The 24,219-nt window shown below is 36.9% G+C and carries 23 protein-coding genes; 13 read left to right on the forward strand and 10 right to left on the reverse strand.

The annotated features are described in order from the left end of the window. Positions 1-8: 8 nt before the first annotated feature. Together gmhA and trxA are read right to left on the reverse strand one after the other, a co-directional pair. A complete protein-coding gene (gene gmhA / locus ABMA76_RS00230) occupies positions 9-590 on the reverse strand; it encodes a D-sedoheptulose 7-phosphate isomerase (protein ID WP_392858107.1) in 582 nt (193 codons plus the stop codon). 45 nt (positions 591-635) lie between these two features. Next, positions 636-959, reverse strand: a complete 324-nt coding sequence (trxA, locus tag ABMA76_RS00235) for a thioredoxin (protein WP_021268010.1) — start codon at positions 957-959, stop codon at positions 636-638. A 196-nt stretch (positions 960-1,155) separates the two neighbouring features. Between trxA and ABMA76_RS00240 the strand changes: the two genes are divergently transcribed. Next, positions 1,156-1,653: an RDD family protein gene (locus ABMA76_RS00240; RefSeq protein ID WP_392910669.1), complete on the forward strand. Its 498-nt coding sequence runs from the start codon at positions 1,156-1,158 to the stop codon at positions 1,651-1,653. On the opposite strand, the gene ABMA76_RS00245 is transcribed toward ABMA76_RS00240, so the two are convergent. Then, complete coding sequence (locus ABMA76_RS00245) at positions 1,650-2,117, reverse strand: GAF domain-containing protein (protein WP_392910667.1); 468 nt, start codon at positions 2,115-2,117, stop codon at positions 1,650-1,652. The two genes, ABMA76_RS00240 and ABMA76_RS00245, sit on opposite strands and share 4 nt — an antisense overlap. A 73-nt stretch (positions 2,118-2,190) precedes the next feature. On the opposite strand from ABMA76_RS00245, the gene polA reads away from it, so the two are divergent. Continuing rightward, complete coding sequence (gene polA / locus ABMA76_RS00250; protein ID WP_393060556.1) at positions 2,191-4,848, forward strand: DNA polymerase I; 2,658 nt, start codon at positions 2,191-2,193, stop codon at positions 4,846-4,848. Here polA and ABMA76_RS00255 read toward each other — a convergent pair. The 6 genes from ABMA76_RS00255 to ABMA76_RS00280 form a co-directional block, all read right to left on the reverse strand. Beyond that, the gene (locus ABMA76_RS00255) at positions 4,840-5,322 is read right to left on the reverse strand and encodes a hypothetical protein (protein WP_392910663.1); all 483 of its coding nucleotides are present in this window, start codon (positions 5,320-5,322) and stop codon (positions 4,840-4,842) included. The two genes, polA and ABMA76_RS00255, sit on opposite strands and share 9 nt — an antisense overlap. Continuing rightward, complete coding sequence (locus tag ABMA76_RS00260; RefSeq protein WP_393060558.1) at positions 5,310-7,940, reverse strand: hypothetical protein; 2,631 nt, start codon at positions 7,938-7,940, stop codon at positions 5,310-5,312. Before ABMA76_RS00260 ends, ABMA76_RS00255 begins: the two co-directional genes overlap by 13 nt. A 56-nt stretch (positions 7,941-7,996) precedes the next feature. After that, entirely contained in the window at positions 7,997-8,521 is a 525-nt protein-coding gene (locus ABMA76_RS00265) for a hypothetical protein (protein WP_393060560.1), read from the reverse strand. Positions 8,522-8,546: 25 nt separating this feature from the next. After that, positions 8,547-10,196 (reverse strand): hypothetical protein, encoded by a 1,650-nt coding sequence (locus tag ABMA76_RS00270; RefSeq protein WP_392910657.1) that lies wholly within the window; start codon positions 10,194-10,196, stop codon positions 8,547-8,549. Positions 10,197-10,273: 77 nt separating this feature from the next. Next, on the reverse strand, positions 10,274-11,284 hold the full coding sequence (locus ABMA76_RS00275; protein WP_392910654.1) for a hypothetical protein: 1,011 nt from the start codon (positions 11,282-11,284) through the stop codon (positions 10,274-10,276). A 139-nt stretch (positions 11,285-11,423) separates the two neighbouring features. Then, on the reverse strand, positions 11,424-13,169 hold the full coding sequence (locus ABMA76_RS00280; protein ID WP_393060562.1) for a chloride channel protein: 1,746 nt from the start codon (positions 13,167-13,169) through the stop codon (positions 11,424-11,426). 228 nt (positions 13,170-13,397) lie between these two features. Here ABMA76_RS00280 and groES point away from each other — a divergent pair, with 228 nt between their 5' ends. The 3 genes from groES to ABMA76_RS00295 all read left to right on the forward strand — a co-directional run bounded on the left by groES (position 13,398) and on the right by ABMA76_RS00295 (position 16,163). Then, positions 13,398-13,685 carry a co-chaperone GroES gene (groES, locus tag ABMA76_RS00285; protein WP_392858125.1) on the forward strand — a complete coding sequence of 96 codons (288 nt, stop codon included), beginning with the start codon at positions 13,398-13,400 and terminating at the stop codon, positions 13,683-13,685. Positions 13,686-13,714: 29 nt separating this feature from the next. Next, positions 13,715-15,355: a chaperonin GroEL gene (gene groL / locus ABMA76_RS00290; RefSeq protein ID WP_393060564.1), complete on the forward strand. Its 1,641-nt coding sequence runs from the start codon at positions 13,715-13,717 to the stop codon at positions 15,353-15,355. Between the two features lie 400 nt (positions 15,356-15,755). Beyond that, entirely contained in the window at positions 15,756-16,163 is a 408-nt protein-coding gene (locus tag ABMA76_RS00295) for a response regulator (RefSeq protein WP_392910648.1), read from the forward strand. A gap of 23 nt (positions 16,164-16,186) precedes the next feature. Here the strand turns inward: ABMA76_RS00295 and ABMA76_RS00300 are convergent, their stop codons facing one another. After that, entirely contained in the window at positions 16,187-16,579 is a 393-nt protein-coding gene (locus tag ABMA76_RS00300; protein ID WP_393060566.1) for a hypothetical protein, read from the reverse strand. Positions 16,580-16,720: 141 nt separating this feature from the next. On the opposite strand from ABMA76_RS00300, the gene lepB reads away from it, so the two are divergent. The 8 genes from lepB to ABMA76_RS00340 all read left to right on the forward strand — a co-directional run bounded on the left by lepB (position 16,721) and on the right by ABMA76_RS00340 (position 24,214). Beyond that, positions 16,721-17,485, forward strand: a complete 765-nt coding sequence (gene lepB / locus ABMA76_RS00305) for a signal peptidase I (protein WP_392910643.1) — start codon at positions 16,721-16,723, stop codon at positions 17,483-17,485. A gap of 646 nt (positions 17,486-18,131) precedes the next feature. Further along, positions 18,132-18,575, forward strand: coding sequence for a hypothetical protein (locus ABMA76_RS00310; RefSeq protein WP_392910641.1), 444 nt, complete (start codon positions 18,132-18,134; stop codon positions 18,573-18,575). Between the two features lie 17 nt (positions 18,576-18,592). Further along, the gene (locus ABMA76_RS00315; protein ID WP_392957725.1) at positions 18,593-18,988 is read left to right on the forward strand and encodes a hypothetical protein; all 396 of its coding nucleotides are present in this window, start codon (positions 18,593-18,595) and stop codon (positions 18,986-18,988) included. After that, positions 18,966-19,649 (forward strand): class I SAM-dependent methyltransferase, encoded by a 684-nt coding sequence (locus tag ABMA76_RS00320; RefSeq protein WP_392910636.1) that lies wholly within the window; start codon positions 18,966-18,968, stop codon positions 19,647-19,649. The genes ABMA76_RS00315 and ABMA76_RS00320 overlap by 23 nt, the downstream gene beginning before the upstream one ends. Positions 19,650-19,696: 47 nt before the next feature. Then, positions 19,697-20,395: a hypothetical protein gene (locus tag ABMA76_RS00325; RefSeq protein ID WP_392910634.1), complete on the forward strand. Its 699-nt coding sequence runs from the start codon at positions 19,697-19,699 to the stop codon at positions 20,393-20,395. A gap of 122 nt (positions 20,396-20,517) precedes the next feature. Next, complete coding sequence (locus tag ABMA76_RS00330; protein ID WP_392910632.1) at positions 20,518-22,167, forward strand: ABC transporter substrate-binding protein; 1,650 nt, start codon at positions 20,518-20,520, stop codon at positions 22,165-22,167. Positions 22,168-22,181: 14 nt separating this feature from the next. Continuing rightward, positions 22,182-23,207, forward strand: a complete 1,026-nt coding sequence (locus tag ABMA76_RS00335; RefSeq protein ID WP_392910630.1) for an ABC transporter permease subunit — start codon at positions 22,182-22,184, stop codon at positions 23,205-23,207. Continuing rightward, positions 23,204-24,214, forward strand: coding sequence for an ABC transporter permease subunit (locus tag ABMA76_RS00340; protein ID WP_392910628.1), 1,011 nt, complete (start codon positions 23,204-23,206; stop codon positions 24,212-24,214). Before ABMA76_RS00335 ends, ABMA76_RS00340 begins: the two co-directional genes overlap by 4 nt. Positions 24,215-24,219 lie beyond the last annotated feature (5 nt).

The following is a 24,219-nucleotide window of genomic DNA, read 5'->3' on the forward strand; positions in this document are numbered from 1 at the left end:
GTAATTCTTTAGTAGTTTTGAGGGAAAACTTGGCGCTCAATTCCCTCTATGAACGTATGAATAATTTTAATATGCATTTCTTGAATTCGATCAGAAAGATCAGCTTCAATAACGATAGGGAAGTCCACAAGATCCTTCATTTTACCACCGCCTTTTCCAAGAAGACCGACTACTTTCATCCCTTTTTCATGAGCTGATTTTACGGCCTCAAGACAATTTGGTGAATTACCTGAAGTTGAGATGGCAAGAAGGACATCTCCTTTGTGTCCATGGGCCTCAACATATTTTGAAAAGATATATTCAAAACCATAGTCGTTGGCCACACATGTGATATGAGAAGAGTCCGCGATAGCAATGGCCGGCATTGCTGGGCGATCTTTACGAAAACGTCCTGTAAGTTCTTCAGCGAAATGCATTGCGTCGCACATTGAACCACCATTTCCACAGCTGATCACACGGCCTCCACCTTTAATGGCCGTAACCATTTCGTTTATCGCTTTCTCCATAGTGGCGAAGTTTTCTTCATTAGCGATAAATTTTGTTAGAGTTTCTTGGGCGTGATTAAATGCGTGGGAAATAAAATTAGACATAAATTCCTTCTCAAAAAAGAAAAGCCTCTATCGTAGAGGCTTTTATTACATAAGTTCTTCTAAAGACTTCTTAATTTCTTCTTTTGTTTGAACACCAACTAGAGTCTTGCTTGCTTGACCGTCTTTAAAGAAGATCATTGTTGGGATCCCTCTAATTCCGTATTGTTGAGCAAGTTCTCCGTTATCATCAACGTTCACTTTTAAGATTGTTGCAGTTTCACCAATTTCTGATGCTACTTCATCAAGTACAGGTCCAAGTGTTTTACAAGGTCCACACCACTCTGCCCAGAAGTCCACTAGAACTGGCTTCGCGCTTTTTAGTACATCAGATTCAAAATTTGTTACGTCAGTTTTACCAACAGTACTCATATAATTATCCTCCAGAGCGTATGTGCTCTATTTAGTCTCAGTCTAAAGTTATATATTAAAATCCTATTTTTGGCTATTAATCAAAGTCTATTGACTGATAGAGAGGTTAAGCATTTCTTTAGTTAATATCTATTGTTTGGACTAGGTGCAAAAAATGCCTTGTTTTCTAATAAAATTCATAGGATAAGATAGTTATATGGATAGAAAGTACCTCTTAAAGTCGGCCATTAAGGTTGCACGTTATTCACGCATACTCGCTAAGGCAATTGACCTTTTTATTGTCGTCGTTTTGTCTCTATTCTTGTATCCAATTGGTATTCTTCTTTCGATCGTCTACTTAACTTTTGCTGACTCAATTCAAAATGGTCAGTCTGTTGGTAAGAAATTTATTGGCTTTAGAGTAATTTCTTTAGTTGACGGAACACCTTGTTCACTTAAGCAAAGTTTTATTAGAAATCTACCTTTTATTATTCCATTAGTATTTGCCATTATCCCTGTCGCTGGTTGGTTTATGGCGGTTATCGTTGGGGTTCCAATTGTGGGGATTGAGCTTTATCTCCTCTATAAGCTTGATTCAGGGCATCGCCTAGGTGATGTTATGGCCGACACAACTGTTATGGCAAACGATGATACAATGCTTGCAATTAAAAAGCGCAAAACAAATTGGTTTGAAGACCAGGGGACTCAAGCTTAGGCGAAGACTGTATTGATAATCTCTTCTAAATTACTTTTATCAATTTCATTAAAGCTTGCAAGTAAATCACTATCAACATCTAGGACTGCAATTAACTTTTCATTTTCTAAAACGGGAATAACAATTTCGGACTGACTCTTTGGGTCACAAGTGATGTGATTTTCAATAGAGTGAACATCTTCAACGATTTGCGTTTCCAATGTTTGGGCGGCAGTGCCACAAACTCCCTTGCCGAAAGGGATACGAAGACAACCAAGGGTTCCTTGATAAGGGCCTACAACAAGTTCTTTCTCTTTAGTAGGGTCAATCATGTAGAATCCACACCAGTAGTAATGGGGAAATGCCTGCTTTAAAATACAAGAAATGGTGGCCATTTTTGCAATTGTGCTACTTTCGCCTTCACAAATAGCAAAGATATCACGCTTCACTCTGGTATAAATTTCGATCTTTTGTGCATTGTCCATAATCGATTCTCCACATTAATCATTAACAGATTCAACATAATTGGCTAGATTTATAGCATAAATTGGAGATTATATGTCAAAGAAAAGATTAATCGTCGTCGACGTCAGTAACTTTATATTCCGTGCATTTTTTGCAATTCGTTCTATGAATGCCCCAGACGGAACACCTGTTAATGCCACTTATGGTGTGCTTTCAATGTTATTAAAAATTATGGCCAATTATAGGCCAACACATATGCTTCTTGCTCGCGATACTTCGGGTGGCTCTTTTAGAAATGAACTTTATGATCAGTATAAGGCCAATCGTTCTGAACCACCTGAAGAACTTGTTCCTCAGTTCGCACTTATCAAAGAACTTATCGACAAGATGGGTCTTCTAAATGTTGCCAATGAAACATATGAGGCCGACGACATTATTGGCTCAACTGTTGTTCAGTGGAAAGATGATTTTGATGAAATCCTAATCGCTTCAGGTGATAAGGACCTTATGCAATTTGTTGGCGGTAATATTAAGATGCTCGATACGATGAAGGACGTTACTTACGATGAGAAGGGTGTCTTTGAAAAGATGGGGGTACGCCCAGATCAAATCGTTGATTATTTATCAATGGTGGGGGACACTTCGGATAATATTCCAGGTATGCGTGGAATCGGTGCAAAGGGGGCCGCAAAACTGCTTGCCGAGCATGGAACTCTTGAGAAATGTTTTGAAGTTTCAGATACATTCAAAGGAAAGAAGTTAACAACTGCTTTTACTGAACATGTTGAGGATGCAAAGCTCTCAAAAGAACTAATTAAGATCGTCACAGATATTGATTTAGAGTGTAAGGCAGATGATTCTGAGATTAAGTTCTATCCTTCAGAGGAGCTTCTAACATTTCTTAAAGATCTTGGTATGAACTCAATGATTAAGAGAATGGAAGATCTCAAATACCAACTTTCTATTGCAGATGGTGAGGAAGGAGAAGGTGAAGAGCTTGCATCTCCTTTTGAGCACAAAGTTACGACTCTTGATGAATTTAAGAAGCTTATAAAAGATCAAACAGCTCTTGCTGTTCAAACAGAGTTTGATAGTGAAGATATTCATGCTCGTAATCTTGTGGGTATAAGTATTTCATTTGATGATAATAATTCTTACTTTGTCGAAGTAAATGACTCTAATGAGAAAGAGCTGTTAGAGCTAATATGGGGTAATGAATCGAGAGAAGTATATAGTGAACACTCAAAGCGTGACTACTCTCACTTACTTAGACATGGACTAGATTTTAAGGCGAATAATTTTGATGTTACACTGGCTCACTATAATGTTAGTCCAAGTACGAGACATAATCTTGACGTTATCGCATCTAATGTAAATGTAAAGGTAACAACTCTTGATAAGAAGACTCCTTTTATTACTTCACTTGAAACGATTGAAGATAAGGCTTCTTATTCTGGCCTAAGATCAATTGCAGTCTTTAGGCTTGCAAACCAGCTAAGAGAAGAGCTTAAAGAGAAAGAGCTCGTTAGTGTTTATGAAGATATCGACAATAAGCTTATTCCAATCTTAGCTGAAATGGAATTTGAAGGTGTTCATTTAAATAAGGAATATCTTTATGAAATGGCAAAAGATCTACAAGAGTCTTTAGATAAGATTCAAAAGAAAGTTGATTCATATTCAATGAATGACACAATTAACTTGAATTCTCCAAAACAAGTAGGGGAGTTCTTATTTAATGAGTTATCATTCCCTGTTGTTAAGAAAACGAAAACAGGTTACTCAACGGATTCTTCTGTATTAGAAGAGCTTGATTCAAAAAATATTAATGAGGTCCCAGGTTTAATTCTTCAGTATCGTGAATTAGGAAAGATTCTTTCGACATACGTGAAGGCCCTTCCTGAAATCGTAAATCCTAAAACAGGCAAGGTTCATACAAGCTTTAATCAGCACGTTGCTCAAACGGGTCGACTTTCAAGTGTGAATCCGAACCTACAGAATATTCCAATTCGTTCTGAAACAGGACGACTTGTGAGAAAGGCATTTATTGCGACACCTGGTAACTTACTTTTAGCTGCCGATTATTCTCAAGTAGAACTTAGAATCCTTGCTCACTACAGTGAAGATCCAACAATGATTAAGGCATTCAATGAGGACAAGGATATTCACGCACAAACGGCAAGTGAAATTAATGGCATTGCTCTTGAGGAAGTTACAAGTGATGAGCGTTCAAAGGCAAAGGCCGTAAACTTTGGTCTTATGTATGGACAGTCTTCATTCGGTTTAGCTTCGGCCCTTAAAATCTCTAGAAAAGATGCTAAGGCCTATATTGAAAAATACTTTGAGAGATTTTCGAAGATCAAAGGCTTCTTAGATGGACTTAAGGAAGATGCTGAGAAAACAGGTTATTCAATTACAATGTATGGAAGAAAGAGGTTCCTTCCAGATATTCATTCTAATAATCGCACAGTCAAAGCAAATGCTGAGCGTATGGCAATTAACTCGCCAATTCAAGGGACTGCAGCTGATATCATCAAATGTGCAATGATTAATATCGATGCAGAAATGAAGAAGTGTGGACTAAAGTCTAAAATGATTCTTCAGGTACACGATGAGCTTATCTTTGATGTTCTTGAGTCAGAGCTTGATGAAATGAAGACTCTTGTCAAAGAAGGCATGGAAAACGTCGTCGAATTAAAAGTTCCACTAAAAGTCGACCCTGCATTTGGTGTTAACTGGTACGATCTAAAATAATTGTGCAGTATATATTTCCTCTCCGCAGTAAATAAGCTCTGGAGAGGAAAATGTATCAGCATATCCTCTTCTAAAAAAAATAATTGCATCGTGCTTATTCGGGCACAAATCTTTATAAAGTAATTTCTTAATTTCCATCGAGCGACTTGAGACAAGATCATAGGGAGAGTTGTAGTTGATTGAGATAAAATCCGCTGTGTAAAGGTAAGTGATAAACTCATCAAGAGATATCAATTCATTTGGATGAAGATAGGTTGTTATATTATTGAAGATAAATGTAGAGTTAACTGAATCAGAAAAACATTCATCACAAATAGCTTCTTCAATAACGTCTGAGCTTTGGCCATCAAGACAACCAATATTAGAACACTCTAGGTGTAGCTCTTTTGTAAAATCTTGTGTCCAAATAATATTAACACTTAATGCATAAGTACTAATAATTGGTAAGAAAAATAATAGTATTATTGCTCGCATGATGAAAATAACCTCGCAAAATTTTGCTCCACCCTAACAGTTAAATCATTTCTACATTCTCTGACTTTAAATTTGTAACCATTAACAACTCTCTTTGAGGCGAATATTGTTAAGTTTTTCTCAAGAACTGCCTCTATAGCTAGTTTCTCATCTTGATTACTTAAACAGTGGTTTCCATTTAAAAGAGTCGAACGGCACCTCTTAGGAATCTCACCAAAGCGTTGATAAGTCGTTTTAAGTTTTTCTAAGTCTAGCTCCCATCTTCTAGGGATATTATCAAAATCAGTTAGGCCCTTGTATAAGCTATATAAAGCTCTTGCTACATAGAAGAAAGGTCCAAGTTTTGAATTAAAATAAGTAAGTGTATTTGAAATACCTTCAAAGTTGATTCGACAAGCAGCACATGCCGCTCTACGTGTTGGGTCTTGTGAAGACACATCTGAGCCACTATTGGCAATGATGTCACTACCGCTACGATCAAAGCAAGCACCAACAGAGATGCCTCTGAAATGATATAAATTCGTTGGACTCTTAGTACTACCTGTGATTGAGAGGGCACAAGGAACTCCAATTAATGGCCCAAATTCAGTAATTAGTTCAACGTTAACTTTTGATTTTTCATAGTCTTTATTAAATTCAATTTGGCCATCTTTAATCATCTTATTAAAAGAAGTGACGTAGCCAGGTGTTAAGCTCACTCTTGTATATAGAACACCTGGTGTGAAGAAACTCATCAGTCCCTGGCCAATATCTGACACAAATTGAGTCATGACTTGCTTTGTCTTAAAGTAAGGATCATATACCTTGCAAGAGACACGATCTGCGTATGGATTAAATAAGTCTGCAGAAGCTTGTGAGAACTTCGCCTTCCAGAAGAGATCACCATAGTAGCTTGCACGAGAAGTTTCAATAATATTGATAATAGATTTTCTTAAGCAATGACTTATTGAGCGACAAATAATGTCTCCATTCTCATACGTTATAAAATCTTGTGAGAGGGCATCACTTTCGTAGTGCTTTTCTGGAAATGTTTCAAAAGTTTTTGCCGCTCTGGTCTTATCGATAAACCACTGATGAAATCCTTCGTATTCGATATCAAATTCATCATTCCAAATATTCTTTTGATCTAGACTCTTGCAATAGGCACGAGCTTCATCCATTAGGGACTTATAGTAATCGATAACATCATCATAAGGCTTTTTTGAAAAAATAAGGTCAAGGTTATCGATGAGATCTGTTCCTTTTAGGCCTTCAATATGTTTCTTTGTGAAACTAAAGATATCATCCGAGATAACAGAAGCTTCTGCACATAAGTAATAAAGATCATTTTTGATCGTATTACCATCTAGATTTCTAAAATAAAATGCGAGCTGTTCTTTAACTTCTTCTGGCCTAAGGCGATTTCTCACGAGGGAGAAAAAAGTTAATGAATCAATAAGTTTATTTTTAACGTAGTTCTTAGTTTGAGTCTGATTCTTGAATATATGCTCTATCCACTTATCAGCATCGTTATACGAGGCGATATCGAGAATATCTTGATTGACACTGGCAAATGGATCTTTAAGAAGGTCATTTTGAACCCCCTCTGAAATAGGCGCTAAGATGTCGAGTTCTAGAGCATCCTTTTCAAAATTCTTGCGAGAGAATTCTCTAAATGAGTTTTCTGCGAGTCTCTTATTATTACAAGTAGGAATGATATCGCTCTTACATCCACTCGGAGAAAAGAGAATATAATCTTGGGTATTCGAATTTCTAATGATTTGTTCGTACTTAGAGTTTTCAACTTTCAAATTCCTCATTGCCCAAGCGAAATAGAGTTTCATTGAGTTCCAATAATCAAATCCAACTTCTTTTTCCCAATATCTTTCTTTGATTCCCTCGATATCAAACTGGTAACCAGACACTTGTAGGTTATCAATCTGGTCGATATCTTCTAAGCGACAATCAGATACTCTTTCATCTAAATCTAATAACTCTTGTGCGATACGGTTAAGGTCTTGAACTGATGGTTTTTGGCCGAAAAGATTTGCTTGTAGTGGACCAAATTTTTTTATCCTAATGCACTTAAACGTTTCATTTCCTTTGACATATTTTTTCTGAATATAATTACTGTCTTCAAAGCTATCATATAGTCGATGCTTTAACTTATGAGAGTTTGTCCAGAGGGCATCCATGTAATTATTGAGTTTTGGACACTCTAGCTTGCCATAACACTCTTTTAAGATCTTTTGATACTTGACGGGAATATTGTTTTCACTATCTAGGTAGGGGAGAAGTGGGAGTTCTTGATGAATTAGCTTTTGATGAATTTCATAAAGAAGTCGAGTTACTTTATTTCGATAATCCCTAATTAATTCTTTAATCACTTTTGTTTTGTCCTGACCTGTTCGATTTGCCAGACGATATGCTGCTTTGGCCGGAATCGTGTTATTTAAGAAAACAAACATTGATGTTGTTGGCTTCTTAGAGTCGATTGCACAGGAGGCACGGTTATTTAAGTCGATTGTAGTTAGTGGCGTAATCAAGTCATTTAGTTCTTGATGTTGCCAATCATGCCATTTGATTTTCGCATGGGCGGTAAAAGTAATTAAAAATAGAAATAAAAAACCTCTCATCATAGAGAGGTTTTATAACTTAGAATTTTCCTTAACAATTAAAGAAAATCTTAATTTATTTAGCTTCCATTATTTGCTGTACAGCCACTTGCTCTTCCTATGATCGTCGTATAGAAAAGGATCATTGCTTCGTCAGCAGGAGTGAAACCACGGCGTGTATTACCATCTGTGTCAAGTAGACCATACATATAACGATTAATAGCAATGTAAACAGATTTAGGTACTTTAATACGTTGAGTACACTTACCGTTGTAGTATCTAACGTTAACTCCCCAGTATTCTCCGCTGATCTCTCCACCGTATCCTCCAGTGTAGATATTTACACCACTTCCAGCTTGTTGATTCATTCCTTCGCCAATATTAAATCCAACTTCAAAACCGGCAAATTTATTCTCCGTAGAGAAGAGGGTACATTCTCCCTTACGGCAAGAAACTTTAATGTCTTCTTCAATTCTTAGTAGGATTTCTTCATTTGAAAATTTTTCAAACTCAAATTGATCCTCTCCGCCTCCAAACATGTTGTCGACATCATTTGCATACACAGAAGCTGTCATAATTAATAATACTAATAGTAATCTTTTCATCCTTGTTCTCCTCAATTCCATGCTGTTAAAAGTCTATGTCACCAATATCACCGTTATCATCCCAGTCATCATCGTCGTCATTAGGATCTGTACCTGGTTTCATACATGTCGAAAATGGTGGTTCATAAGCTTCGATTAATTTGTTCCCTTGTACGTTTGATAATTTGTTGTATGTCAAATACTCCACTTTAAATTTATTTTCATTCTTCGATACTTTGAATTGTACCTTTAATGTAAGTTGGTGATCTTTAGTGTTTATACATTTTTCATTATGGCAGTATCTCTGTATATATGGTGGCCATAAGAAGTCTTTAAATACTCGACTGATTGAATTAACACTATTCTTCACAGCTATATGCGTATTACCTGTAAATCTTAAATAGTCGAATACAGGAAATTCTGGAAGTGATTGAAGAAGTTCGATACTATTGAATTCGTTTAGTGATCTAAGTGCTCCAGCTTCTCTATCAATTTGAGGAATCGTTTTATTATTTAATTTTAGTCTACTCGTTATACTATTTTTAAACATGAGGTAGTAAAACTCTTGATCTTCTAGATTGATTTCTAACTCATATACTGCATCATCTTTGAAAGTTGACTTTGGTAGTAGATGTCCTGCTCCATTAAGTAAGCCGGACCAATTACTTGGTGTAATTCCACCATCATACCAAAGGCTAATAAACTCTCTTTCACCATCTTTTTTTACTTCGCTTAATAGGTACTCACCAACAACTGGTTGAGTATAACTACATGGTGATGAGCATAGGCCATTAACGCATGTTTTTTGACATGTGTTGTTTATGAAAACACTTGAATCTAGCTTTATTGATTCATTCCCATGTCCACTTACCTTAATTTTACCCATTTCTATATTGTTAACATGCCACTCAATTGGCCACTTCGGATCATTTTCGAGTACCGTTTTCTCACTCTTAATGATTCCTTCAGCAGTCGCAGTAAATCTTAGCTTGTAGTCTTCTACGAATCTTAGTTTTGGTGAACTACCACTATCATCTCCAGAAGTATAGAAGTCTAAAGTTGCAAGAACATCTTGTAGTTCGATTTTTCGTTCTCGGTAAAATTCTTCTTTTAGACACTCGTCTTTTACTGAGAAATCTAACACGAATTTCGAGTCATCATGAGGCTTTGCAAAACAAAAATAGCCTTCAAAAATTGCCGTTTGGTTATTGATTTTATTTACTATACATCCATTCTGCTTGAGAGAGATGTTTAAACCTTTTTTTGAATGATCTGTTATTCTAAGCTCAGTACATTTGCTTATTAATTCTCGTCTGTTTAGTAAACGTTTGTGTAAGAAATCAACGCTAACAGATAGGTTGTCATTGTATTTGTCTTCAATTCGACAATACTTTGTGTTTTTACTATTTATCGTGTTCATGTCATTAATACTGAAAGTTTGAACACTATCATCGAACATATTATTTTCAACACCTAAGCTTATCATAAGATATTCATCGTTTGCTACCGTTGTTGCACAGTCAGTTATATCAAACTTAATACCATCCTTAAGTTCGCTCCCCTTTTCATTGTAAATAAACTTTGAACTTTGAAATGGAGAGAAGGTGATATTTAACTCTTTATTAAGGGAGTTGACTTTACAAGCAAAGGCCATTGAAAATAGTGTATGAATAATTGTTATGATAAGTATTTTCATTTCCCCACCCCATAGATTTTTTGAAAAAGAGGGCAAGGGGTTAGCCTTGCCCAGTGTACTTTTAATTAATTCTTAGATTAGTAAGATAAGTGTGTAGATGTGATAGCTGTATCAGTACAGATGTTTGCACCGTGAAGCTTCCATCTTCTTACTGTATCAATTGGATCTCTACCACGAGTTTTTTCTTTGAAAGTATATCTAACCATACAACCTTTTAGGTCGCTTTTGTTGAAGATATCAGTAAAGTCTGCAATATCATTTACAGAAAGATCTTTCTTAGCAAAACCTAGAGAGTAGTGACCACCGTAACCTTTATCAACACAGAAGATTTCTGATTTAACTTTTAGGTTAGCAAGTTCTTGGTAAGTTTGGTTTGCCCATACATCACCATAACGTGGGAACTTGTCACCAGTGTAGTCATATGGACTCTTAAGGTCTGTAACTGTTACTTTTCTTTCAAACTTGTATTTTGGCTTCTTGTGACCAAAGTCGATCTGAGTTGCTCTGTAACAGATGTCAACGAAGTACTCTGCACCATATCTTTCTGAAGATAGGTTAACCGTAAGTTCTTTGATTCTATGATCGAATTGCTTAACGTGTGGTAGAAGTGTTGCATAGTTACCAGTGTGATTGTTTGCAACAGCTTTCTTGTACCATGAGTAACCTTGTGGATCACCGTGATCCTTCCATTTTGTGATTTTTGCTTTCATGAAATCAATTGTTGCTTCATGATCCCCATTTTGTTCACCTGTACAGACACAGTCACAGCCTTCACCTGTTTGAGGGTCACACGAACCGTTGTAAGACTCTGGCTGAGCATCAAGTCCTGCAAAAAGATTGTCTAGCCCATCTCCATCTCCGACTAGAGGCTCTGCTACACCATAGCCACCACCGCGTTTCGGCGTACATGACTCATAGGTATTTGGGTTATAACAAACTTGTCCTCTTGGCTCTTTGTGCTTAATACCGGCATTACACGGATAAATTGATGAGCCTGATGAATATACATCAAAATTAAATTGTACTCGAGCCGCTTGCGTCGAGAAAGCTCCCATTAAAAGAGCCGAAGCTAGTAGTAATTTTTTCATTACCCTCTCCTTTTTAGTTAGGTTGTTAGACAAAAAATATTGATGAATAAATTTGTAGCAACCGAATTTTTGAAAGTCGAGAGGGGTCAAGGGGGGAAGGCCTGAATTTGTACTTAATTAACCGGCTTTTAAGAAAAGGTTAACTGTTGGCTTCGTTTTCTTTTGATTCTGTTATCTGATAACCGAATTGTTTTACGATATCTTTTGGTGTGAGAATACCAATGATTCTTTTTTCATCAAGTCTTGAAACGACCGGTAGACGGGAGATTTGGAATCTTTTTAATCTGTGAAGAGCAATATATAAACTTTGATCTGGATAGATTTTTATAATTTTTTTCTCACAGAATTGTTCAATCCTTATGTCGCCATTTCCTTTTGCAACTTGAACTCTAAGTTCTGACGTTGACATCATTCCAATTAATCTTCCATTTTTTAAAACAGGAAAGCCTTGAAGATCTGGATTGTATTTTTGAATGTCTTTTAATGTTTCACTAACTGTTAAAGTAGCACCGTATGTAACGATATCTTTTATCATTGCATCTTCAACATGAAGTTGATCAAGTACTTCTAAATCATCACGTGTTGGTAAGTGAATTCCATCTTGTGCAGAAATTTGTTCGTAGATTGATTCATTCTCTGTTGGTTTAGAAGAGAGCATATAGGCGATGATATTTGCAATCATCAGTGGCAGAATAATATTATAGTCTCTCGTTAACTCAAACACGATTAGGATAGAAGTAAATGGAGCACGAATAACTGTTACAAAGAATGCTCCCATCCCAACAAGTGCATACGCACCCGTATTCGTCGTAATTTCTGGAAAGAAAACACTTGCAAGGGAACCAATTAAACTTCCTAATGTTGCTCCCATTAAAAGTGTTGGCATGAAAAGACCACCAGAAATTCCGGCCGAGTAACATAGAGATGTTGCTAGGAATTTTAAACAGAACATTAGAAATAAAACTTTCGGATCGAGAATAAGTGAAAGTAATGTGTCTTCTAAAGTTCCGTGTCCACTTCCAATAACACTTGAGTGAACTTGAGTCATCAATGCAATGATTAGAAAAACAATCATCATATAAGTTAGCTTGTGACTCTTCATATGTTTTCGATTAAATTCTCTAAAGGCCAAAACAGACTTCATCCAAAGTGGGCCAATGAAAGCGCAACTTATTCCTATGAGTAAATAGAAAAGAAGTTCACGATGATCGTGCATCTTATAATAAAGTTGCTCAAACATGTGATGCTGTCCTGTAAGCATTTGCCCTGTAATTGATGCCACAACTGATGAGATAACAATTGAACCAAGAACTTTGGCATTAAGATCACCAACGACTTCTTCTAATGTAAAAACAACTGCTGAAATAGGAGTTGCAAATGCAGCCGCAATTCCGCCCGCTGCTCCAACTGCAACAAGGGCCTTTACTCGCTTCTTTGAAATATGAAATGAATAACCAAGCCAAGAGGCGACACCTGAGGCAATGGTAACGGTTGGCCCTTCTCTTCCAAGAGAGACACCTGAGCCAAGTGCAAGCAGCGTTGTCACAGCTTTAGCAAAAGTATCTTTTAAACTAATTCTTCCGTGATCAACAACAAGGGCCGCGCGAACTTTTGGGATACCTGATCCTTCAGAGAAAGGAAATTTACGAGTTGTTAGCCAACCAGATATAAAGAGAGCAGCTCCTCCAAGAAGGACTGATTGCCATGTAAATGTTGTATCTGTTTGAAGGATTTGTTGAATCCAGTGAACACCTTTTTGTAGACCGACGGCGATAAGAGCTGATGTAACACCTGTAATTAGCGTAAGGACAAAAAATGTTCTTTCCTCTGCGGCTTCATTTTGCAGGAATTTACCTAAAAGTTTTTCATTAAACTTTAGTTTCATATGCTAATTATCGGAGCGACTCCTTATAAAGATAAGTTAACTGGCTAATTTTTTTGGAATATCTCACAGTTTTAAGCTTCCGTGAAGGATAATTTTGCTTTGCGCCAAGATAAATGTGAAAAAATATGATTTTTTCGCTTTGGCAGACCTTGACATGTATCCGTTCACTACCACCTTGTGTATAAATAATTAGTAATTAAATAAAAAATGTATTTAACTGGAGGATTTATGCAAGTTAAACCATTACAAGATAGAGTTTTAATCAAAAGAATTGAAAATGAAACAAAGACAGCTGGTGGAATTTATATTCCAGATAACAACTCTGAAAAGCCAAGTGAAGGTGAAGTTATTGCAGTTGGGCCAGGATATCGTCTAGATAATGGATCAGTTGCTGAACTGGCAGTGAAAGAAGGTGACAAGGTTCTTTTTGGTAAGTACGCCGGAAGCGAAGTTAAGCTTGATGGTGTTGAATACATTATTATGAAAGAATCAGATATTTTAGGAATTTTAGTTTAATCAAATTGATTAATAGATAGGAGATAAAAATGGCAAAAGAATTAAAGTACTCAGAAGAAGCAAGAGGACTAATCTTAGAAGGTGTAAATCAACTAGCGAATGCTGTTAGAGTTACTCTAGGGCCTAAAGGTAGAAACGTAGTTATCCAAAAATCATTTGGTGCTCCACACATCACTAAAGATGGTGTTTCTGTTGCAAAAGAAATTGAACTAGAAAATAACTTCCAAAATATGGGCGCTCAAATGGTTAAAGAAGTTGCTCAAAAAACAAACGAAGATGCAGGTGACGGTACGACAACTGCAACAGTTCTTGCTCAAGCAATTTATACTGAAGGTGCTAAGCTTGTAACTGCAGGTCACAACCCAATGGATCTTAAAAGAGGGATTGATACAGCTGTAGAAAAGATCGTTTCTGAACTAAGAACTGTAGCTAAAGAAATCAAGACTAATGAAGAGATCGAGCAAGTTGGAACAATTTCAGCTAATAATGATAAAGAGATCGGAACTCTACTTGCTGAAGCAATGGATAAAGTTGGAAAAGATGGTGTTATCACTATTGAAGAGTCAAAGACTGCAGAAACAACTCTAGATGTTGTTGAAGGGATGCAATTTGACCGTGGTTACCTTTCTCCATACTTTGTAACTAATTCAGAAAAAATGGAAGTTTCATTTGATAATGCAAATATCCTAATTACTGATAAGAAAGTTTCTAATATGAAAGAGCTTCTTCCAATCCTTGAAAAAGCTGTTCAAACTTCAAGACCACTTCTAATCATCGCTGAAGATGTAGAAGGTGAGGCGATCACTACTCTTGTTGTTAACAAGCTAAGAGGAACATTAAACGTTGCTGCTGTTAAGGCTCCAGGTTTTGGTGATAGAAGAAAAGAGATGCTTAAAGATATCGCAGCACTGACTGGTGGTACTGTAATCTCTGAAGAGCTTGGAATGAGCCTTGAAACTGCTTCTCTTGAGCACCTTGGTTCGGCCAAGAAAATTTCAATTGATAAAGAAAATACAACGATCGTTGATGGTGCAGGTGATGAAGCTGCTGTTGAAGCACGTGTTTCTCAAATCAAAGCACAAATTGCAGAAACAACTTCTGACTACGATAGAGAAAAACTACAAGAAAGACTTGCTAAGCTTTCTGGTGGTGTAGCTGTTGTAAATGTTGGTGCTCCAACTGAAACAGAAATGAAAGAAAAGAAAGACCGTGTTGAAGATGCACTAAACGCAACAAGAGCAGCAGTTGAAGAAGGTATTGTTGTTGGTGGTGGATCTGCTCTTGTAAAAGCAGCTAACGTTCTTAAAGATCTTAAAACTAATCGTGAAGAAGAAATGCACGGAATTAAAATCGTTCAAAGAGCTGTAGAGGCTCCACTAAGACAAATTGCAACTAATGCAGGCCTTGAAGGTTCTGTTGTTGTTAACGAAGTGAAGAAGAACGAAGATGCAAAGTACGGATTTAACGCTCGTGACGAAAGATACGAAGATCTAATCGCTGCAGGTATCATTGATCCTGTTAAGGTTACTCGTTCAGCTCTTCAAAACGCTGCTTCAGTTGCAGGTCTTATGCTGACAACTGAAACAATGATTGCTGATATTCCTAAGGAAGACGGTCCAGCGATGCCTCCAATGGGTGGCGGAATGGGCGGAATGCCTGGCATGATGTAGCCTTTTGAGCAAAGCTCAAAAGGCTAATCAGCCAGGCAGTATGCCTGGTAAGCGTCCGCAAAATTGGCCGCCCAAAGGCGGGCTATTGTTTGCGGCGCTAGCTCCCCATTCTTTAGCTAGAAAATTATTTCAACAAGCCGGGTTCAAGCCCGGCTTCGTTGCCTCAGGAGCAATGGGAAAGCAACTGCAATGAAAGAGCGACACTTTAGCGGAGCTAAAGTTAGCAACAGACTCTCTTATGGAAAAAGCCAACTCTTCAAGGCGCAAATTTCCAAACCCACTCCGTTTTACTCTCATAATTTTCAACCCCTTACACCGCTTATCTTAAGTAAGTAAAGTATTTTAATCGAAATCCGATATAATATTTATTACGAAAGAGTTCACTTTAGGGGGAAGCTTCATGGACTACTCAAGCATAAAAGCACTTGTTGTAGATGATCTTGATTACATTAGAAATTCGGTAAGAAGCATTTTGAATGATATCGGTGTCGAAGATATTAGTGAAGCTGTTGATGGTTCTTCGGCTTTAAGCAAGGTTGTTGAGGCACATGAAAATGGCTCTCCTTATCAAATTGTATTTTGTGATGTTCATATGCCAAATTCAGATGGCCTAGACTTTTTATTTCAATTAAGAGCGGATGAGAGACTGGCCTATTTACCTGTAGTCATGGTTAGCTCAGAAAACTCTGTTTCTATTATTAAAAGGACAATCGAGTTGGGTGCGAATAATTATTTATTAAAACCTTTCTCTGCAAATGTCTTAGAAGATAAAATGAAGTCGGTTCTAAATAAAGAAGCGGCCCTCTAGGCCGCTTACAATATGAGTAATTTCTACCGTTCTTGTTTTCTTAATTCGTAGCTAATATCACTAAAATTGCGATTTACACAACTGACGAAAGAGTAGCTTACACCTCTTCCAATATTCATACAGTGACTAAGAAACATCCCTAATTCACCCTCAATTCTTCTAAAGTTATTATTGACACAACTTTCAAATGAGAAACTCAGGTCATCCCCAAAATTATTGCAGTATTGAAGGAATAGATTAGGAAGCTCAAATTCGGCACGCCTAAAGTTTGAGTTGATACAACTTGTGAATGAGTAGCTTACCTTATCACCGAAGTTTGAACAGTGTGATGGAAAATAGCTTTCCTGTTCACTTGATGCACTCACATTGAGAATAGTAAAAACTAAAAATAGAATCGATACTAAAGCTGATTTCATAATTCCTCCCTAAAGTTATATGAATAATATTATTTTATGCAGTTTTATGAAGGATGTGCAACCAAAGTGTCTAACGCAATTAGCCTTATACTTTTTAGGGACAACTCGTTATAATTTTTGAAGTTAATAAAGTGAGGAAATATGTTTAATAAAACGCAAGAAGTTGAGGAGCAGAAACCTGCTTTTCTTTCAGGTAAATGGTTTAAAGACGAAGCTCTGTCATGGATTAAAATTATTTTAATCGTTTTTGGTTTCAGATCGACTTTTATTGACCACTACCACATACCAACAGGATCACTACTTCCAACAAATGCGATTGGTGATTCGATTGTTGTAAATAAGATGTCTTATGGATTTAAGGTGCCATTTACAGAATTCTTTAATCCAATCTATATCGGTGGACAATCTCTTCCTGAGCGTGGTGATATTGTTGTTTTCGAATATCCGATAAACCCTTCGATTCTTTTTGTTAAAAGAACAATTGGCCTACCTGGGGATACAATTGAAGTTTATGAAAATGAACTGTTCATTAATGGTAAGAAGGTCGAGAAGACTGCAGTTGAAGCTGAAGAAGATAAAGAACTAAGAAGCTTATATGACAAGGAGCCTTCACTTAACCCTGAAGATATGAAGTTCTATCATCAAACAATTGGTGAGAAGAAGTTCACAGTAGGTGAGAATCCAACATTCTTTAGACACCTAAATCAAGAAAAGGTAACTGTTCCTGATGGACATGTTTTCGTTATGGGCGATAACAGAGACTATTCAAGTGATTCTCGCGTTTGGGGATTTGTCCCAATGAAGAATATTCGCGGTAAGGCATTCATGGTTTGGATGTCAATGGTGTACCCTTGGTCAGATAAACCATTTCACTTTAGACCAAGTCGAATCGGTACATCTCTTTAAATTTTCCTGACAATAAATTCACTATGGGGCCACAAAGGAAAGTACTCAGGTACTAGTTCCTTTTTGGTCCTATGCTAAGTGGTTGTTTTTGTAGGACCACTAATCTTTCTATAGTGCGGCCTGTGGGGCATTTTGCACACTTCAATTGTAAAGTTTTTGTAAGTTGTTGAATCTATTATTTGTCAATTTTGGCACGCAACCTGCTTATATATAAGTATCCAGAGGCCAGGGGGCCTCCCCAGGATTAGGACGATTTTGGGATTTAGCAATAGGACGTTGCTATGGAAACTGAGAGTTACACTTATGAATGTAAGGTCGCTTTCAGGAAAAAATGGGCCTAGAGGAAAGGGCAACAGAATTGTAAAAAAGCAAGAAGCTTAATCAAAACCACCTCTAGGCCCCTTTTAAAAATTTGTTGTTTATTTAGAGTGTCCACGGAAGGACACGAAGAAAACATGGAAGTTTATAGATAAGCTTTGGAGACATCCCTCTCTCCCTATGATTTGACCCAAAGCTTATAGAGGCCGAGAGTAACGTGTGTGGTTTTAAGAAAGGAGTACTCTCGGCCTTTCTACATTCTAGGGAATTATTTTCCGCAACCTCTTTCACCTTTAACTAACACTTGCAATGAACCGATGTGCTCATTGTGAGAAAATCAAACTATGTCATCTATTTACAATTTGAACGAGCACTAGGGGAAGAGTTTCTCTATATGTCTCGCGTTTTTTCAGAATTTGGAATGAAGCTTGTACCAATGAAGCTTGATGATTTTAAGTCCATAAGAATGAAGGAACATCAATTTGTTATTTGTTGCGTTCGAGATATTCGAGCACTCATTAATTATCAAAAACTATTAAAGAGATATATGAACTTCATGCTTCGGCAGGGAAGTATCACTTTATTTGAATATAGCTCATTTGCTATTTCTCATGATGATGCCATCCTAAAAACTAAGAAGGTCTTTCAAGAAAGACTTCCTGTCAGTATGTTTCGTATGGCAGATCGTGCAGGGCAGGAGATGTTCAGTAAACTTGTGACAAATTCTTCTCGCTGGCCAGGTGGGAAAAGAGCAAAATTACCTGAGTATTAAAAAGGGATTGAGAGAGAATGAGGATTTCAAAAGAAGTAAGTCGTTTACTTATTATACTAAGGCAAGATGCTGCCAGGCTTGCTGATAAAATCACTCACCGTGAAAAAGAGTATTTGCAAATATTGTCAATGAAGCGTACTCGTGAACATTTTAATGCGATTTTTAGATCAAACTTTAAAACAATAACAGTTGCACAGCTTATGCTCTTATCTGAAGAGCTGATTGTTAATCTTGAAGATTTCTACAATACCGTGGATGATCTCCATTGGTACCTTGCGCATACAGAAGATATGCCCGCAACTATTGAAGATAAAGTCCATGCTATGGTAAAAATGGTGAAAAACAAGTATGAACAATTAAATCTTTATCTAAATGCGGAGCTTGAGACTCATGAAGAAAGCGTTAGTGTTTAAATTCATCATTATATTATCTTGTCTATTTCAGGATGCTTTTGCACGCCAAAGTATTTCTGGTTCTCGCTATGAGCTACTGACTGGCCAAAGGGTGCAAGAGAAAGCCTCAAATATGTGGGATAAGAAATTTGCTCAACATGACTATATTTATGGAAAGTCTCCTGCAAATTTTCTTGCGAAGAATTATCAGCAGATCCCTAGAGGTGCGACTGTTTTAGATATCGGAATGGGTGAGGGGAGAAATGCTGTTTTCCTTGCTTCAAAAGGTTATAAGGTAACGGGTGTTGATATTAGCTCTGTTGCTATTGATAAATCATTAAGACTTGCGAGACAAGCAGGTGTTCGTATTAAGACAATCCACAAATCTGTTGATGATTTAAAAATCGCTAATAACTCTCTGGATGCAATTATTTGCTTCTACTATGTTGATAGAGAAGTTTCTGAGAAATTGAAGAAGTGGCTTAGACCTGGTGGGGTCATTATTTATGAAGGCTACACGACAGAGCACAAGAAGAAATACAAAGAGCAGAGCGTGGATTCATATTTCTTAAAACCTGCAGAGCTATTAAGTATGTTCAATGATTTTAAAATTCTTAAATATGAAGAGCCACGTCACAATGCCGAGCTAACTCAATCAATCATCGCTCAAAAGCCTGAATAAAAGGCAGCTCTTTCCCGCAACTATCTAAAATAATTTAATATGGCACAATGGAAAGAGTGAAGTACTTCATTTTAGTTGCGACATTCTTGAGCGGAATAGTTTGTTATGCAAATATTCTCGAATTCAATAAAGAGCTAGGTTATTTTTCTGGCAGGGTTTCACATATTGAAGGTAGTGCGAGACTAGTTCGCTTCAAGGTTGATTTTGATAATATCAAATACATAAATAAATTAGATGAAGTTGATTTATGGGGACTCCACCAAGAATCCTCAAAATGTAAGGCCATCGTTATGGGCCGTACGAGTCATTACTTACTTCTACGTATTCCAAGGTATGATGATTGTAATCGTAAGTCCGCATTTTCAACGGGAAGGTACTATAACTTTTATTCACAAGATCTCGTTAATAATGTTGCGATGGGTAATGAATTAATAGAAATTCTTGCTAAGAAAAAATTGGCCCTTGAGTCAAAAATTAGCCGCAATAAACAAGATATTACGACCTATGCGCAAAGAGTCGAAACGATAAACGCTCGTTATGATTTATTGAGGCAGAAGTTAGAGAAGGAGTGGCGTGATGAGTTGCGTCGACTCGAAGATGACCATCAGCAGCTTGTTCGTAACACTGAAGGCATTCAAACTCGTTTGAATGAGGTCGATTATAAATTACAGCAATATCGCATTGAGTCTAAAAATCTTAAAGAAGACCGTTGGTCTTTGGATCCAAGGAATTACATCACAAAATAATTAACTCTTTTGTAAATAATTTTAGCATCTAGACAGACGAACGCGTACGTCCTAATGTGCATTCTAGCCATTTGGTGTAAAATTTTATATTGTGACTCGCTAAATATAAAAAGGATAAGTTTATGAAAAAAGGAATCTTTTTACTTCTTTTAAGTACACTTCTATTGTCAGTAGTAGGGTGTAATAAAAGCGGTGGAGCTAAAAAATCAAACAACACTTTTTACTACAATCTAAGTGGTACTCCTACAACTCTGAACCCGTTATCATCAACTGATGCGTATTCATCTAATGTTCATGGTTATGTACTTGAAGGTCTATTAACTAAAGACATTGAAACAAATGAGTGGCAACCAGCTCTTGCTGAATCATGGTCAATTGAAAATGATGGTTATGATTTTGTTTTCAAAATTAGAGAAGGTGTTAAGTGGCATGATGGAAAGCCTCTTACTGTGGAAGATGTAAAATTTTCTTTTGATGCGGTAACTCATCCGGAAAATAAGTATAAGACTGCTCACATGAAGTCTTACTTCGCTAACTTTAAAGAAGCGATTATTGAAGGCCCAAGAACAATTCGTTTTAAGGCCAGCAAAAAATACTTTGGTAACCTAATGTCAATTGCGAGTGGTGGATACCTTGCAATCGTTCCAAAGCATATCTATGAAAACCCAACTGAGGAGCAAGAAAAAGAACTTAACAAGACTTTAGTGGGTACGGGGCCTTATATCTTCAAAGAGCTTAGAAGAGGTAAAGGTATCTCTCTAGTTCAAAATAAAGACTGGTGGGGATATAAGACTGATCTTTATAAGAATGATTACTCATACGGTGAAATCTTCATGAGATTTATCAATGAGTCTTCTGTTGCTATTCAAAGACTTGAAAAGGGTGATCTAGATTTTAACGCTCTTTCACCTGAAGAGTATGAGCAAAAAACAAATGGCCCTAGATGGGGAAAAGATGTTTTAAAAGTTAAAACAGAAAATAAGTCAGTAAAAGGTTATGGATTTGTTGGTTGGAACTTTAAGAGCCCAATCTTTAAATCAAAAGAAGTTCGTAAAGCAATGAACTACTTAATGAACCGTGAAGAAATGAATAAGAAGTTCCGTTTTGGATACTCTGTTCTAGCAACTGGTCCACTATACGTTCAATCTGAATATGCAAATAAAGACGTTAAAGCGATTCCATTTAATGTTGAAGAAGCAATTAAGATCCTAAAGAACGATGGTTGGAAAGATTCTGACGGTGATGCTGTTCTTGATAAAATGATTGATGGAAAGAAGACAAAGCTTGCTTTCACAATCTTAAACCCTTCAAAAACTTTCTCTAAATACCTAACTATGTATCAACAAGATGCAAAGAAAGCTGGTGTTGCTATTGAAGTTAAGTACATCGAGTGGAACTCGTTCATTAAGGCACTTGATGAAAGAAACTTTGATGCTGTTACTCTTGCATGGTCTGGTGGATCACTAGATTGGGATCCAAAGCAAATCTGGCACTCAGATTCAGCTGCTAATAATGGATCTAACTTTATTTCTTATTCAAATAAAGAAGTTGATAAGCTAATTGATCAAGCACAACTTACTCTTGATAAAGAAGCAAGAAAGACAATGCTTAAAAAAGTATACAAGCTAATTGCTGAAGATTACCCATATATCTTTCTATTTAACGACCGTTACACTTTCTATGGACATACTAAACGTATGCAAAAAGAGAAAGATACTTACACTTACGGCGTTGGGTACGGAAGTAAGTGGTCGATTAAACCAGCTAAGTAAGTAGGAGAGACGACTTGTTTAATTATATCCTAAGAAGATTAATGATTATGGTCCCGACGTTGCTCGGGGTCAGTATCCTTATGTTTGTTATGGTAAACCTGGCACCAGGTTCTCCAATTGAACAAAAGCTTCAACAAATGAGATTTGGTGGAGTTGGTCAAACAACAACTGATACAAGCTCTAACAATGGGGCAGTATCTCAAGAGGTTGTTGAGGCACTTAAGAAACAATATGGTTTTGATAAACCTCTTCACGTGCGTTACGTGATTTGGCTAAAGAATCTTGCAACACTTGATTTTGGAGAGTCATTTACATATGAAGAGCCAGTAATTGATGTTGTTATGAGTAAACTACCTGTATCAATTCAATTTGGTTTAGTGTCCTTTATAATGTCCTATTTAATATGTATCCCTCTAGGGGTCATAAAGGCCGTTAAGGCAGGAACTAAATTTGATGCCTCTTCATCGTTTATTTTATCTGCACTTTATTCAATTCCACCGTTTATGCTAGGTATCTTACTTCTTGTTTACTTTGCCGGTGGGACTTTTGTGGATTGGTTTCCGATTGGCGACCTTGTTTCAGATTATTACGATGAGCTAGGGTTCTTTGGAAAGATCTCTGATAGAGTTTGGCACTTTGTCCTTCCGCTCATTGCGTATATGGTAGGGCAGTTTACTGTACTAACTCTTCTTATGAGAAACTCGATGTTAGACGTTATCTCACAAGATTATGTACGTACAGCTAGAGCAAAAGGTTTATCAGATAAGATGGTTTACTATAAGCACGCTCTTAGAAATGCCTTAATTCCAATTGTAACTGGATTTGGACATTTCTTATCTCTATTTTTTGCAGGGTCTCTTCTTATTGAAAGGATCTTTAACCTAGATGGGATTGGCCTACTTGGTTACCAATCACTACTAGAAAGAGATTATAACGTAATTATGGGACTGTTCTTTATTCAAACTGTCCTAATGTTCTTAGGTAACTTAATCAGTGATATTCTTTACACTGTTGTTGATCCAAGGATTGATTTCTCATGATTGAAAGATTTATTGAAAACGAACTTACACTTAAAAGATGGAGACGCTTTAAAAAGAGAAAATCTGCTGTTGTTGCAGTAGTTCTACTTTTTGCTTCTGTACTTTTAACTTTATCGGCACCATTAATTGCTAATAGCAAGCCGGTTTATATGACTTACCAAGGAAAGTCTTACTTTCCTGTATTTAAAGACTACCACCCTAAAGAGTTTGGTATCACTAACGTTTACGTTACCAATTATCGAACTCTAGAAATGGATAGTGTTATCTGGCCTCTAGTTCAATGGGATCCATTTGAATCCAATAGAGACGTATATGAGTATCCTGCTCCTCCTAGTGATGAAAATATCATGGGGACAGATGATAGAGGGCGTGATGTATTTACTCGTCTTCTTTATGGATATAAGTATTCGATTGCTTACGCATTTCTAGTATGGCTACTATCGACGATTATGGGAGTTTTCTTTGGTGGTATCATGGGATACTTTGGTGGGAAAGTCGATTTCTTCGGTCAGCGTGTCGTTGAAATCTTTAGTACTGTTCCAGTATTCTTACTACTACTTACGATGATTTCTATCTTTAAACCGACGTTAACACTTCTAATTTTCATTTCTTCAATCTTTGGTTGGATGGGTGTTAGTTATTACGCTCGTGGTGAGTTCTTAAAAAATAGAAAACAAGAATTCGTCGAAGCTGCACGTGGTATGGGAGCATCAACATCTCGTATCATTATAAAGCATATTCTTCCAAACTCTCTAGGTCCGATTATTACATTCGCACCATTCTCTATTGCAGCTGGGATCTCTGGTCTTGCTTCTCTAGATTATCTTGGGTTTGGTCTTGCAGTTCCAACACCTTCTTGGGGAGAGCTTCTAAATCAAGCTCACCAGAACTTTAGAATTGCATGGTGGCTAGCTGTTTACCCATCAGCTGCACTATTCTCAAGTTTATTCTTACTTGTACTCGTAGGAGACGGAGTAAGAGATGCACTTGATCCAAAAATGAAATAATGAGG

The sequence above is a fragment of the Halobacteriovorax sp. ZH5_bin.2 genome (genome assembly GCF_043196375.1).
Taxonomy (GTDB): Bacteria; Bdellovibrionota; Bacteriovoracia; order Bacteriovoracales; family Bacteriovoracaceae; genus Halobacteriovorax_A.

Coding starts and splice junctions, on each gene's coding strand:
- gmhA (WP_392858107.1), bottom strand. CDS start 590: ATGTCTAATTTTATTTCCCACGCATTTAATCACGCCCAAGAAACTCTA.
- trxA (WP_021268010.1), bottom strand. CDS start 959: ATGAGTACTGTTGGTAAAACTGACGTAACAAATTTTGAATCTGATGTA.
- ABMA76_RS00240 (WP_392910669.1), top strand. CDS start 1,156: ATGGATAGAAAGTACCTCTTAAAGTCGGCCATTAAGGTTGCACGTTAT.
- ABMA76_RS00245 (WP_392910667.1), bottom strand. CDS start 2,117: ATGGACAATGCACAAAAGATCGAAATTTATACCAGAGTGAAGCGTGAT.
- polA (WP_393060556.1), top strand. CDS start 2,191: ATGTCAAAGAAAAGATTAATCGTCGTCGACGTCAGTAACTTTATATTC.
- ABMA76_RS00255 (WP_392910663.1), bottom strand. CDS start 5,322: ATGCGAGCAATAATACTATTATTTTTCTTACCAATTATTAGTACTTAT.
- ABMA76_RS00260 (WP_393060558.1), bottom strand. CDS start 7,940: ATGATGAGAGGTTTTTTATTTCTATTTTTAATTACTTTTACCGCCCAT.
- ABMA76_RS00265 (WP_393060560.1), bottom strand. CDS start 8,521: ATGAAAAGATTACTATTAGTATTATTAATTATGACAGCTTCTGTGTAT.
- ABMA76_RS00270 (WP_392910657.1), bottom strand. CDS start 10,196: ATGAAAATACTTATCATAACAATTATTCATACACTATTTTCAATGGCC.
- ABMA76_RS00275 (WP_392910654.1), bottom strand. CDS start 11,284: ATGAAAAAATTACTACTAGCTTCGGCTCTTTTAATGGGAGCTTTCTCG.
- ABMA76_RS00280 (WP_393060562.1), bottom strand. CDS start 13,169: ATGAAACTAAAGTTTAATGAAAAACTTTTAGGTAAATTCCTGCAAAAT.
- groES (WP_392858125.1), top strand. CDS start 13,398: ATGCAAGTTAAACCATTACAAGATAGAGTTTTAATCAAAAGAATTGAA.
- groL (WP_393060564.1), top strand. CDS start 13,715: ATGGCAAAAGAATTAAAGTACTCAGAAGAAGCAAGAGGACTAATCTTA.
- ABMA76_RS00295 (WP_392910648.1), top strand. CDS start 15,756: ATGGACTACTCAAGCATAAAAGCACTTGTTGTAGATGATCTTGATTAC.
- ABMA76_RS00300 (WP_393060566.1), bottom strand. CDS start 16,579: ATGAAATCAGCTTTAGTATCGATTCTATTTTTAGTTTTTACTATTCTC.
- lepB (WP_392910643.1), top strand. CDS start 16,721: ATGTTTAATAAAACGCAAGAAGTTGAGGAGCAGAAACCTGCTTTTCTT.
- ABMA76_RS00315 (WP_392957725.1), top strand. CDS start 18,593: ATGAGGATTTCAAAAGAAGTAAGTCGTTTACTTATTATACTAAGGCAA.
- ABMA76_RS00320 (WP_392910636.1), top strand. CDS start 18,966: ATGAAGAAAGCGTTAGTGTTTAAATTCATCATTATATTATCTTGTCTA.
- ABMA76_RS00325 (WP_392910634.1), top strand. CDS start 19,697: ATGGAAAGAGTGAAGTACTTCATTTTAGTTGCGACATTCTTGAGCGGA.
- ABMA76_RS00330 (WP_392910632.1), top strand. CDS start 20,518: ATGAAAAAAGGAATCTTTTTACTTCTTTTAAGTACACTTCTATTGTCA.
- ABMA76_RS00340 (WP_392910628.1), top strand. CDS start 23,204: ATGATTGAAAGATTTATTGAAAACGAACTTACACTTAAAAGATGGAGA.